This is a genomic window from Bradyrhizobium sp. 172, from assembly GCF_023101065.1.
Taxonomy (GTDB): domain Bacteria; phylum Pseudomonadota; class Alphaproteobacteria; order Rhizobiales; family Xanthobacteraceae; genus Bradyrhizobium; species Bradyrhizobium canariense_D.
Genome location: NZ_CP064701.1, coordinates 7,986,626 through 7,999,292 on the forward strand (window position 1 = coordinate 7,986,626; position 12,667 = coordinate 7,999,292).

General features: G+C 65.4%; 10 protein-coding genes. 9 read left to right on the top strand and 1 reads right to left on the bottom strand.

Annotated elements, in window-relative coordinates; translation table 11 throughout:
- Window position 1: 1 nt before the first annotated feature.
- The 5 genes from IVB07_RS37755 to IVB07_RS37775 all read left to right on the top strand — a co-directional run bounded on the left by IVB07_RS37755 (window position 2) and on the right by IVB07_RS37775 (window position 5,304).
- The gene (locus tag IVB07_RS37755) at window positions 2-1,120 is read left to right on the top strand and encodes a hemolysin family protein (RefSeq protein WP_247364360.1); all 1,119 of its coding nucleotides are present in this window, start codon (window positions 2-4) and stop codon (window positions 1,118-1,120) included.
- Window positions 1,117-2,730, top strand: a complete 1,614-nt coding sequence (gene lnt / locus IVB07_RS37760) for an apolipoprotein N-acyltransferase (protein WP_018455804.1) — start codon at window positions 1,117-1,119, stop codon at window positions 2,728-2,730. The genes IVB07_RS37755 and lnt overlap by 4 nt, the downstream gene beginning before the upstream one ends.
- Before the next feature lie 210 nt (window positions 2,731-2,940).
- Window positions 2,941-3,354, top strand: coding sequence for a helix-turn-helix transcriptional regulator (locus IVB07_RS37765; protein WP_007598327.1), 414 nt, complete (start codon window positions 2,941-2,943; stop codon window positions 3,352-3,354).
- 85 nt (window positions 3,355-3,439) lie between these two features.
- Window positions 3,440-4,597 (top strand): M20 family metallopeptidase, encoded by a 1,158-nt coding sequence (locus tag IVB07_RS37770; RefSeq protein WP_247364361.1) that lies wholly within the window; start codon window positions 3,440-3,442, stop codon window positions 4,595-4,597.
- Complete coding sequence (locus IVB07_RS37775) at window positions 4,594-5,304, top strand: tRNA (guanine(46)-N(7))-methyltransferase TrmB (RefSeq protein ID WP_018455802.1); 711 nt, start codon at window positions 4,594-4,596, stop codon at window positions 5,302-5,304. Before IVB07_RS37770 ends, IVB07_RS37775 begins: the two co-directional genes overlap by 4 nt.
- Here the strand turns inward: IVB07_RS37775 and IVB07_RS37780 are convergent.
- The gene (locus IVB07_RS37780) at window positions 5,301-6,383 is read right to left on the bottom strand and encodes a DUF2336 domain-containing protein (protein ID WP_018455801.1); all 1,083 of its coding nucleotides are present in this window, start codon (window positions 6,381-6,383) and stop codon (window positions 5,301-5,303) included. The genes IVB07_RS37775 and IVB07_RS37780 overlap by 4 nt on opposite strands.
- A 364-nt stretch (window positions 6,384-6,747) precedes the next feature.
- Between IVB07_RS37780 and rimP the strand changes: the two genes are divergently transcribed.
- The 4 genes from rimP to infB all read left to right on the top strand — a co-directional run bounded on the left by rimP (window position 6,748) and on the right by infB (window position 12,619).
- Window positions 6,748-7,527 (top strand): ribosome maturation factor RimP, encoded by a 780-nt coding sequence (gene rimP / locus IVB07_RS37785; RefSeq protein ID WP_018455800.1) that lies wholly within the window; start codon window positions 6,748-6,750, stop codon window positions 7,525-7,527.
- Window positions 7,528-7,529: 2 nt separating this feature from the next.
- Window positions 7,530-9,140 carry a transcription termination factor NusA gene (gene nusA / locus IVB07_RS37790; protein WP_007603900.1) on the top strand — a complete coding sequence of 537 codons (1,611 nt, stop codon included), beginning with the start codon at window positions 7,530-7,532 and terminating at the stop codon, window positions 9,138-9,140.
- A gap of 22 nt (window positions 9,141-9,162) precedes the next feature.
- Window positions 9,163-9,846: an RNA-binding protein gene (locus tag IVB07_RS37795; RefSeq protein ID WP_018455799.1), complete on the top strand. Its 684-nt coding sequence runs from the start codon at window positions 9,163-9,165 to the stop codon at window positions 9,844-9,846.
- A 70-nt stretch (window positions 9,847-9,916) separates the two neighbouring features.
- Window positions 9,917-12,619 (top strand): translation initiation factor IF-2, encoded by a 2,703-nt coding sequence (infB, locus tag IVB07_RS37800; RefSeq protein ID WP_018455798.1) that lies wholly within the window; start codon window positions 9,917-9,919, stop codon window positions 12,617-12,619.
- The last annotated feature ends 48 nt before the right edge of the window (window positions 12,620-12,667 follow it).

Sequence of the window (12,667 nt, forward strand, 5' to 3'; positions counted from 1 at the left end):
GATGCCGGATTCGGACCCGACTCACGACAATCCGCGCAACACGGCCAATTTACCGGTCGTGGTGACCTCAGGCGAGGTGATGCGCCCGACCGCGGAGGGCTGGCTGCTGCGTGCCATTCGCAGCCTGTTCGGCTGGAAGGCAGGTTCGGTGCGCGACGACCTCCAGGTCGTGCTCGACGCCACGACGCCCGACGACACCGGCTTCTCGACGGTCGAGCGCACCATGCTGCGCAACATCCTCGGCCTGCACGAGCGTCGCATCGCCGACGTCATGGTGCATCGCGCCGACATCGTCGCGGTCAAGCGCGACATCCCGCTCGGCGAGTTGATGGACCGTTTCGAGAGCGCCGGCCATTCGCGCCTCGTGGTCTACAACGAGACGCTCGACGATCCCGTCGGCATCGTCCATATCCGCGATCTGCTCGCCTTCATGACCGCGCGTGCGCGCGTGTCGGGGGTCACGAAAACCAAGCGCAAGAAACCGCTGCCGGCCGGGCTCGATCTGCGTACGGTCGATCTCGCGCTGCCGCTCGAGGAAGCGCGCATCATCCGCAAGCTGCTCTACGTGCCGCCGTCGATGCGGGCGATCGACCTGCTTGCGCAGATGCAGGCCACCCGCATCCATCTGGCGCTGGTGGTCGACGAATATGGCGGCAGCGACGGCCTGGTCTCGCTCGAGGACATCGTCGAGCAGATCGTCGGCGAGATCGACGACGAGCATGACAGCGACGAGCCGCCCTCGATCGTGCGGTTGCCCGACAACGCCTTCATCGCCGACGCCCGCGCCAGCCTCGACGACGTCCGCACCGTGATCGGCGAGGACTTCGTCACCGGCGAGGCCGGCGAGGAAGTGGAGACGCTGGGCGGCTATCTCGTCAGCTTCGTCGGGCGCCTGCCGGTGCGCGGCGAGGTGATCTCGGGCCCCGGCCATTACGAGATCGAGGTGCTCGATGCCGATCCGCGCCGGGTCAAGCGACTGCGGATCTCGACGCGAAAGGAGCGTCCCGCGCCGCGCACCCAGCGCGAGAGCCGGCGCCGCGAGGCTGCGCCGGATGGCAGCCAGCCGACGGCCCGCGACACGCCCACCCCGCCGCCAAGCGACGGGACCGGTCCGCAGTGAGCCCTTTCCAGCGATTTCGCCAGATCGCGCTTGCCATCATCCTGACCTGGGGATGGAAGCGCGCGCTCGTCGCGATGGCTGCCGGCGCGCTCTCGGTGCTGGCGCTGGCGCCGTTCAACGCCTTCCCGGTACTGTTCATCACCTTCCCGGTGTTGGTCTGGCTGATCGACGGCGCCGGCGCCGGACGATATCGCGGCGTCCCCGCCGCGGCGCTTACCGGCTACTGGTTCGGCCTCGGCTATTTCGTGCCCGGCCTCTACTGGATCGGCTACGCCTTCTTCGTCGACGCCGATGTATTCGCCTGGCTGACGCCGTTCGCCGTGCTGGGCCTGCCGGCCTATCTGTCGATCTTCACGGCAATGGGCTTTGCGCTCGCCCGCCTGCTCTGGACCAAGAACGCGACGCGCGTGCTTGCGCTCGCGGCAAGCCTCACCATCACGGAATGGCTGCGGGGTCATGCGCTGACCGGCTTTCCCTGGAACGCGTTCGGCTATGCGCTGTCCGAGCCGCTGCCGCTGGCACAAACGGCGTCGCTGATCGGCCTGTGGGGCATGACGTTCCTGACGGTTGCGATCTTCGCAAGCCCCGCGGCGCTGATCGACCGCACGCCCGATCGCCGCCTGGCGTGGCGCGCACCGGCCGCGGCCCTGGCGCTCCTGCTGGTCATGAGTATCTTCGGCGCGATCCGCCTGTCGCTGCATCCGACCACGATGGTCGCGGGCCCCAAATTGCGCCTGATGCAGCCGGATCTCCAGCAGGACGCGAAATTCAACTACGCCGCCAAGGCGGAGGTGATGAAGAAATATCTGGCCTTGTCGGACCGCGCCTCCGGACCGCAATCGACCGGCGTGCGCGATGCCACCATCCTGATCTGGCCGGAATCCGCCTTTCCGTTCTTCCTGACTCGCGAAGCCGATGCGATGGCGCAAATCGCGGAGCTTCTGCCCAAGGGCACGGTGCTGATCACGGGCTCTGTCCGCGCGCCCGACCTGCCGCGGGGCACGCCGATCACACGCGCCTATAATTCGATCTACGTGATCGACCACGACGGCAGCGTGCTCTCTATGTACGACAAGCTGCATTTGGTGCCGTTCGGCGAGTTTCTTCCCTACCAGGGCCTGATGGAGAAGCTCGGTTTCGAGCAACTCACGCGTGTGCGCGGCGGCTTCATTGCCGGCACCGTGCGCCATGCGCTGCCGGTCCCCGGCGCGCCGTCCGCGCTGCCGCTGATCTGCTACGAAGCAATCTTTCCCGGCGAGGTGGCCGGACGCAATGAACGTCCGGGCTGGATCGTGAATCTCACCAATGACGGTTGGTTCGGAATTTCGACCGGTCCCTACCAACACCTCGAACAGGCGCGGATGCGCGCGATCGAGCTCGGATTGCCGCTAGTTCGCTCCGCCAATACCGGCGTTTCCGCAGTGATCGATCCGGTGGGACGCATCGTCGCCAGCCTCGGTCTCGGGATCGAAGGCATTTTGGATGCAAATCTGCCCGCCGCGATCCCGCCGACTATCTATGCGCGCGTGGGCGATGTCCCCGCGGCCATGTTTGTCGCGCTCGCCGTGTTTCTGGCGGTCCGCCGACGTGTTGCCAAACGGCGTCCCTGATCACGCAGCCGCGGCCGATAGCTTTTGACAACCGTAGTCCCACGGTTGACAGACTGCACGCGGCCTCCTCATTCTGCACCGGCTGCAAAAGACAGTGGGTATTGCTAAATTTCTCCGCAATGTTTCCCAATAACAGGGTCTGATTTTGACGTTGCTTACACCTCAGGCATTCCTGATTGCGCCGAAGGTGATGTTTGGAGGGCTGAGGAAATGTCGAAAGCGCCCAACCCTGTTGACAAATATGTCGGCAGTCGCGTGCGGATGCGCCGCATCATGTTGGGCATGAGCCAGGAAAAGCTCGGTGAAGCTTTGGGCCTGACTTTCCAACAAGTTCAGAAATACGAGAAGGGCACAAACCGGGTCGGCGCGAGCCGCATCCAGCAAATTGCCGAAATTCTCCAGGTGCCGGTGTCCTTCCTGTTCGAGGGCGGTCCGAGCGGCGTGGCGGGGCCGGACGGCTTCGCAGAAGGCGCATCGCCGTCTTACGTCTCGGATTTCCTCGCGACTTCCGAAGGACTCGCTTTGACCAAGGCGTTCACCCGAATCACCGATTCGAAGATGCGCCGCTCGATCGTCGATCTCGTCGAGCAGATTGCGGCCCGCGAAGGCCCCGACAAGCGCTGACGCGCCATCTCAATCCGATTTGAGACTGCGTCAAATCTGGCCTATGTCGTCATTTGTGGCCGCGCTTTGATGCGCGTCCTCCTTGATGATGCGATTCAAAGGCACAGATGCGCCCATGGCCAGCTCCAATTGGTTCGATTCTCAAACTATTCTCGATGGCATCCGCCGCTGGGTGGAGGTCGAGACGCCAACGGACACGCCTGAACAGGTCAACAAGCTCGTCTCGATGGTCGCGGAGCAATACCGCGATCTCCCTGTTACGCTCGAGCGCATCGCCGGTGTCGATGGTTGCGGCGATCATCTCGTGGCGCGCTCGACCTGGGGCCAGGACCGGCCGGGCATCCTGGTGCTGAGCCACCTCGATACCGTTCACCCCATGGGATTCATCGAGCGCCTGCCGTTCAAGGTCGAAGGCGACAGCGCGTTCGGTCCCGGCATCTACGACATGAAGGGCGGCGCCTACATCGCCCACCACGCCTTTCGCGCGCTTTGCGCCACGGCCGATCGCCGGCCGCTCGGCATCACCCATCTGTTCACTTCGGACGAGGAGATCGGCAGCCCCACCTCTCGCGCACTCATCGAGACCGAAGGGCGCAAGGCGAAGTACGTGCTGGTGACGGAGCCGGCGCGCGAGGGCGGCAAGATCGTCACCGGTCGCAAGGGCGTCGGGCGATTCGAAGTGTTCATCAAGGGCGTGCCCGCGCATGCCGGCACGCGGCCCCAGGATGGCCGCAGCGCGATCCGCGAGCTTGCCAACGTCATCCTGGCGCTGGAGGCGATGAACGATCTGGCGCGCGGCGTCACCGTCAATGTCGGCGTGGTGCGCGGCGGCACGCGGCCCAACGTGACGCCGGAAGAAGCCTATGCTGAAATCGAACTGCGCGTGCCGAGCTTCAAGGACGCGGATGAATTCGTCGGCAAGATCCTCGCTTTGACATCGAAGACAGATGGCGTCACCGTCAAGGTCACGGGCGGGCTCAATCGTCCGCCTTACGAGAAGAGCAATGCAGGCGCTTCGCTGTACGAACATGCAAAGACGGTTGCCACGGAGATCGGCTTCGATCTGGTGGACGTTCACACCGGCGGCGGCTCGGACGGCAATTTCACCGCCGCCCACACCGCGACGCTCGACGGGCTCGGCGTCGACGGCAAGGGCGCGCACACCCATTATGAGCAGCTCTATGTCTCGTCGCTCGCACCGCGCGCGCGGCTGCTCCACCGCCTCTACCAGACGCTACGATGAGTGAGCGCAAATCAGATCCGGATCGCGAGGACAGCGAGCGCGCCTTCTTCGGACGCCGCAAGGGCCACAAGCTCAGGCAGCACCAGGCCGAGCTGATCGATCATCTGCTGCCGCGTCTTGCGCTCGCCATCGACCGCGCAGCACCGGCGGATGCCCGCGAGATCTTCGCCCCCGCAGCCGACGATTTGCGGCTCGAGATCGGCTTCGGCGGCGGCGAGCATCTTGCGGCGGAAGCGCAGACCTTCGCCACAACCGGCTTCATTGGCTGCGAGCCTTACGTCAACGGCATGGCGAAGATCCTCGCGCAGATCGAGGCCGCCGAGATCGGCAACATCCGCCTGTTCGCAGGCGATGCCGCCGAGCTCCTGGCCTGGCTGCCGGAAGCTTCGCTGTCGCGGATTGACCTGATCCATCCCGATCCCTGGCCGAAACGGCGGCACTGGAAGCGGCGCTTCGTCCAGGACCGGACCATCGCCGCGATGGCGCGCGTGCTGAAAGCCGGCGCCGAATTTCGTTTCGTCTGCGACATCGACGATTACTGCGCCTGGACGCTGTCGCATCTGTCGCGCTCGCAGGACTTTGTCTGGCTCGCGGAGCGCGCCGATGATTTTCGCCTGCCGTGGGCCGGATACACGATGACGCGCTACGGCCGAAAGGCCACGCGCGAGGGGCGCAAGGCGGCGTATCTGCGGTTCAGGCGGGTCTAGATCGTCTGCCGGTTGCGCCAGAAATTCACGACGCGCTCGGCGGTCGTCGGCATCAAGCGCGTGAAATTCGCGCGCGCCTGCTCAAGATCGGCATCGGCTGGCGTGCGATTCGGGCCGTGCCACATCAGGATCAGCGCCCGCACCGTCGGCCAGCTGACATTCAGCACACGCCCCAGAACCAGGATTGGATCGTAGCGGTCGCCCGTGATCAGGCGGTCGAGGACCGAGAGGCGGACTCCGGACATCGCCGAGAGCGAAGCGATCGCCTCCTCGTATTTGTAGGCCTTCGCGAAGCCAAACAGCGCGCTCTCGCCAAGATGGCCCCCGCGATGCAAGGCCAGCACCGTACGTTGCGCTCCCGAGAAATCGCGACGCGGGCCCGGCGGCAGCGTGGCTTCCTCGATGGCCGCCATGGCGCGCGTGATCTCGACCTGGCGCACGGGATTGACCACGCTCGAGAGGCGACGGCGGATGACGTCGAGCGTACCGTCGAGAAGCTGTTTCAGGTTCTCACCCGAAAGATCGCTGCGCTGGCCGATCCTGAGCGTCAGCACGCCATCCTGCGCGGCACGCTTGATCAGCTCCGAATAGCTGCCAAGCGAGAACACCGCGCCGGCATTGCCCGCGGCGCGGCGCACCACGTCGCGATCGCCGCGCTCGACCAGCACGTCGGTGATGACAGCCGACAGCGTGGGGCGTTCGCTCATCGCCAGCAGATGTCCCTGGCCCTTCAGTCGCGCGATTTCGACGAGAGCGGCGTCGTCGAGCACGGGCGAATGGCGCAGCACGGGGCCCGCCACCGCGATTTCGTTTTCGCGCGCGAGCTCGCTCACGAGACGCCGCGGCGCGTTGTTCAGGCGCGAGAAGCGTTCGGCGAGATCGACGCGCGAGGCGAGCTCGGCATGCGGGACGAGATCGATCAGCAGATTGTCGAAGAGATCGATGACATCGGGACGGAGGTTCTCGGCGTCCTGAAAGAACAGTTGGGAAATGGCATGCGCGATCTCGCCGCGACGCCGCGGGTCGCCGCGTTTGACGATATCGTCCAGTCCGGGAATGAGCGACGTGGCAACGGTCATGAAAACGCAAACTCGTAGGGGGCACGCCGCGGGTACGCCCTGGTCCAAGCCGCCCCACAATCAGGGAATCTAGGCCTTGGAGGTGAAGGAAGCGTTGCGCCAGCGGGCCGCACAGCGGGCGCAAAAAGCCTCGCGCGCCGTGCAATGGGCCTTGTCCGAGAGGGCGGAAAGGGCTATATCACCGGCAATTCATCTTCTCATACGATCCGCGTAGTGAGAGTGGGCCCGAAAGGACCCGCTCTTTTTTATTACCTGAACGCGGCCTGGTGGAAGATGTGCGGCCCGCCGATCTGTCGGGAGAGTTCCGAAGCGGGCTTGAAAGCTTAACCAAGCCTTAACCATACCGAGCGCCTTGACGTCTGACATGACCGAACCGAACCCTGGTTCCACGGATGCCGAATTGCTGGCCGAGCCGAGGCTCGTGGTCGAGCCGGGCGTCGCGGCGCGGGTGTCCGCGGTCGCGGGGCCGGTGCTCGAAGGCATGGGCTACCGCCTGGTGCGGATCCGCATTTCCGGGGAATCCGGCTGCACCGTGCAGGTTATGGCAGAGCGGCCGGACGGCTCGATGCAGATCGAGGATTGCGAGGCGATCTCGCGGGCACTGTCGCCCGTGCTCGACGTCGCCGATCCCGTCGATCGCGCCTATCGGCTGGAAATCTCCTCACCGGGGATCGACCGCCCGCTGGTGCGCCGCTCCGATTTCGAGCGTTATGCCGGCCATCTGGTGAAGGTCGAAATGGCTGTCGCCCATGAGGGGCGGAAGCGGTTCCGCGGCACGATCGGCCCCGTCGAAGGCGACCGCGTGCATCTGCATCGCGACGACATCAAGGCGGGCGAGGCTGCCGACGTTCTCCTGACGATGGAAGACATCGCCGAGGCACGGCTGGTGCTGACGGACGAGCTGATCGCGGAATCCATGCGCCGCGGCAAGGCCCAGGCCCGCGAAATGCGCCGCAATCTCGGCCTCGAGCCGCCGGCGGCGCCGCACGCCAGCATCAGCGAAAAAACGACCAAGAACACCAAGCCGACTAAGAAACCGACGCCGGCCGCGACGAAGAAGCCGGCTCCGACCAATACCAAGAAACATCGCCTGGCCGCCGAACGCGCGCGACGGGGCGAAATCGATCCTGACGAAGGAGACTAGCCATGGCAGTCAGCGCCAATCGACTTGAATTGCTTCAGATCGCCGACGCCGTTGCGCGCGAGAAATCGATCGACCGCGGCATCGTCATCGCGGCGATGGAGGATGCCATCGCCAAGGCGGCGCGGGCCCGCTACGGCAGCGAGACCGACGTTCACGCCGAGATCGACCCGAAGAAGGGCGAGCTGCGGCTGTCGCGCCACATGCTGGTGGTCGAGACGGTCGAAAACCATTCCAACCAGATTTCGCTGGTGGATGCGCAGCGCGCCAATCCCGGTGCCCAGGTCGGCGACACCATCGCCGACACCCTGCCGCCGCTGGAATATGGCCGCATCGCCGCGCAATCCGCCAAGCAGGTGATCGTGCAAAAGGTGCGCGAAGCCGAGCGCGACCGGCAATATATGGAATTCAAGGACCGCATCGGCGACATCGTCAACGGCGTCGTCAAGCGCGTCGAATATGGCAGTGTGATCGTCGATCTCGGCCGCGGCGAGGCCATCATCCGCCGCGACGAGATGCTGCCGCGCGAAGTGTTCCGCAACGGCGACCGCGTCCGCGCCTACATCTTCGATGTCCGCCGCGAGACCCGCGGGCCGCAGATCTTCCTCTCCCGCACCCATCCGCAGTTCATGGCAAAGCTGTTCGCGCAGGAAGTGCCCGAGATCTATGACGGCATCGTCGAGATCAAGGCGGTCGCCCGCGATCCCGGCTCGCGCGCAAAAATCGGCGTGATTTCTCGTGATTCCTCGGTCGATCCGGTCGGCGCCTGCGTCGGTATGCGCGGTTCGCGCGTGCAGGCGGTGGTGAACGAATTGCAGGGCGAGAAGATCGACATCATCCCCTGGTCGCCCGACATCGCGACCTTCGTGGTCAACGCGCTGGCGCCGGCCGAAGTCTCCAAGGTCGTCATCGACGAAGACCGCGAGCGCATCGAGGTCGTCGTGCCCGACACCAACAACCAGCTCTCGCTGGCGATCGGCCGCCGCGGCCAGAATGTGCGTCTGGCCTCGCAGCTCACCGGCTGGGACATCGACATCCTGACCGAGCAGGAGGAATCGGAGCGCCGCCAGGCCGACTTCGAGAACTCCACCCGCGTCTTCATGGAATCGCTCAATGTCGACGAAGTGGTCGGCCAGTTGCTGGCGTCCGAAGGCTTCACGTCGGTCGAGGAACTCGCGATGGTGGACGTCAAGGAACTCGCCGGCATCGAAGGTTTCGACGAGGAGACCGCGCAGGAACTCCAGAACCGCGCCCGGGAATATCTCGAACAGCTGGAAGCCGAGCTCGAGGCCAGGCGCAAGGAACTCGGCGTCGAGGACGCCGTGAAGGACGTGCCCGGCGTCACCTCGAAGATGCTGGTGAAGTTCGGCGAGAACGACATCAAGACGGTCGACGACCTCGCCGGTTGCGCCACGGACGATCTGGTCGGCTGGACCGAGCGCAAGGAAGGCGGCGAGCAGACCAAATATCCGGGCGCGCTCGATGGCCTGGAGATCTCCCGTGACGATGCTGAAGCGATGATCATGCAGGCCCGCGTCAAGGCCGGATGGATCACCGAGGCCGATCTCGCCAAGCCTGCTGAAGAGGCCGAGGCGACCGAAGATCAGCCGGCTTAGGGCGAAGGAGGATGTCACCCGGATGCTCGCCGATACTGACCCCGAACTCGACCATGGACCGCGGACCGAAAGGTCCGCGACCGTGCGGATGTGTGCGGTCAGCCGCGAGGTCCGGCCGATCGACGAGCTGATCCGCTTCGTCGTCTCGCCGCAAGGGCACATAGTTCCCGATCTCAAGCGCAAGCTGCCCGGACGCGGCATGTGGGTCACCGCCTCGCGCGAGGTGGTTGCGGAAGCCGTTCGGCGTCACCATTTTACGAAAGCCTTCAAGCGCGAGCTGCGCATCCCTCAGACGTTTCCCGCCGACCTCGAGGCGCTCCTGGTCCGGAGCGTGGTCGAAGCCCTTGGGATTGCGGCCAAGGCGCGCCAGATCGTCGCCGGTTTCGGCAAGGTCGAAAGCGCGCTTCGGGAGGGTACGGTCGAGGTCCTGATCCATGCCAGCGACGGGGCCGCGGACGGAATCCGCAAATTGGACATGCTGGCGCGTCAAAATGAGGGAAATCGCGGCGCCAAGCCGGAGATTCCCGTCGTCACTGCACTAAAATCGACAGAATTGGATTTGGCACTTACCCGGTCAAATGTGATACATGCTGCCCTGCTCGCGGGCCCGGCGAGCAAGTCATTCCTGTCACGTAGCCAGATGCTGGTCCGATACCGGATGGCGGACGCTGACAGGACTGCCGAAAAGCCCGGCCAGGATTTCTGAGAGACAACGACCACCCGATAGCACGGTGCGGCAACGCACAAGACAACAAGATCAGGATTAGGACTGCTTAATGGTTGATACCAAGACCCCTGGCGACAAGAAGCTGAGCGTTCCGAGCAAGACGCTATCGCTCAAGCCGCGCGTCGAAACGGGCACCGTGCGCCAGAGCTTCAGTCATGGCCGTAGCAAGCAGGTCGTGGTCGAGAAGCGTGGCAAGCGCCGTGTCGACGGCAGCCCTGAACCGCAGGTGGCCGAAGTGGCGAAGCCCGCGCCGGCCGCCGCGCCCAAGCCTGCCCCGGCACGCCCCGCGCCGCCGCGCAACGCCGGCTCCGGCGTGGTGCTGCGCACGCTGACCGAGGACGAACGTTCCGCCCGCGCCAGCGCGCTGGCCGATGCCAAGGTGCGCGAAGTCGAAGAGCGCCGCCATGCCGAGGAAGAGGCCCAGCGCCGCGCGGTCCGCGAAAGCGCCGAGCGTGCTGATCGTGAGGCCGCCGAAGCCCGCCGCAAGGCCGAGGAGGAGCGTCATCGTCACGAGGAGGAAGCCAAGCGGAAGGCCGAAACCGAGGCCAAGAAGCGTTTTGGCGAAGGCGAGCAGCCGCAATCTGTGGCGCGCCCTGCAACGGGGACCTCGGCCGCTCCTGCAGCGCGGCCCGGAGCGCCGATGGCGCGACCCGGCACAACCACCACGGCACGCCCGGGAACAACGACCGCGCGACCCGGAACGACCACGCAGCGGCCGGGAGGCCCGGTGGGCCGCGCCCCCGCCGTCGCAGCCGGACCGGACGAGGACGACGGTCCGCGCCAGATCCGTCGCGGCCCCGGCGGCGCTGCGCGGCCTGTGGTCGCTCCCAAGCCCACCCACAAGCCCGGCCCGCAGAAGGAGCGCGGCCGCCTGACGGTCGTCACCGCCTTCAATGCCGACGACGTCCGCGAGCGCTCGATCGCCTCGTTCCGCCGCCGCACCCAGCGCCTGAAGGGCCATGCCGCGAACGAGCCGAAGGAAAAGCTCATCCGCGAGGTGGTCATTCCGGAAGCGATCACCATCCAGGAGCTCGCCAACCGCATGTCGGAGCGCGCGGTGGAAATCATCCGCATGCTGATGAAGCAGGGCGCGATCCACAAGATCACCGACGTGATCGATGCCGACACTGCGCAGCTGATCGCCGAGGAGCTTGGTCACACCGTCAAGCGCGTTGCCGCGTCCGACGTTGAAGAAGGCCTGTTCGACGCCATCGACGATTCGACCGACACCGAGCCGCGCTCGCCGGTGGTGACGGTGATGGGTCACGTCGACCACGGCAAGACCTCGCTGCTCGATGCGCTTCGTCATGCCAACGTGGTCTCCGGCGAAGCCGGCGGCATCACCCAGCATATCGGCGCCTATCAGGTGCTGTCGCCCGAAAGCGGCAAGAAGATCACCTTCATCGACACGCCCGGCCACGCCGCGTTCACCGCGATGCGCGCGCGCGGCGCCAAGGTGACCGACATCGTCGTGCTGGTGGTTGCGGCCGACGACGGCGTGATGCCGCAGACGATCGAAGCCATCAACCACGCCAAGGCGGCGCGGGTGCCGATCATTGTTGCCATCAACAAGATCGACAAGCCCGACGCCAAGCCCGAGCGCGTGCGCACCGAGCTGCTCCAGCACGAGGTGCAGGTCGAATCCTTCGGCGGCGAAGTCGTCGATGTCGAAGTGTCGGCGAAGAACAAGACGAATCTCGACAAGCTGCTCGAGATGATCGCGCTCCAGGCCGACATCCTCGACCTCAAGACCAATTCGGATCGTCCGGCCGAAGGCACCGTGATCGAAGCCAAGCTCGATCGTGGCCGCGGTCCGGTCGCGACCGTTCTGGTCCAGCGCGGCACGCTCCGTGTCGGTGACATCATCGTCGCCGGCGCCGAAATGGGCCGCGTCCGCGCGCTGATCTCGGATCAGGGCGAGACGGTGCAGGAGGCAGGTCCATCCGTGCCGGTCGAGGTGCTCGGCTTCAACGGTCCGCCGGAAGCCGGCGATCGTCTCGCCGTGGTCGAGAACGAAGCCCGCGCCCGCCAGGTCACCAGCTACCGCGCGCACCAGAAGCGCGAGAACGCGGCTGCCTCGATCTCCGGCATGCGCGGCTCGCTCGAGCAGATGATGTCGCAGTTGAAGACGGCGGGCCGCAAGGAATTCCCGCTGATCATCAAGGCCGACGTGCAGGGCTCGCTGGAAGCGATCCTCGGCTCGCTGGAGAAGCTCGGCACCGACGAAGTCGCCGCGCGCATCCTGCATGCGGGTGTCGGCGGCATCTCGGAATCGGACGTGACGCTCGCGGAGGGCTTCAACGCCGCGATCATCGGCTTCTCGGTTCGTGCGAACAAGGAGGCCGCTGCGGCCGCCAAGCGCAACGGCATCGAGATCCGCTACTACAACATCATCTACGACCTCGTGGACGACGTGAAGAAGGCCATGAGCGGCCTGCTCGCGCCGACCCTGCGGGAAACCATGCTCGGCAATGCCGCGATCCTGGAGATCTTCAACATCTCCAAGGTCGGCAAGGTCGCCGGCTGCCGCGTCACCGACGGCACCGTGGAACGCGGCGCCAACGTGCGCCTGATCCGCGACAACGTCGTCGTGCACGAAGGCAAGCTGTCGACGCTGAAGCGCTTCAAGGACGAAGTGAAGGAAGTCCAGTCCGGTCAGGAATGCGGCATGGCCTTCGAGAACTATCACGACATGCGCGCCGGTGACGTCATCGAGTGTTACCGCGTGGAGACGATCCAGCGCTCCCTGTAAGTCCAAATCTTACCGAAGCGCCTGGATCTTTTTTGAACTGAATTGCGG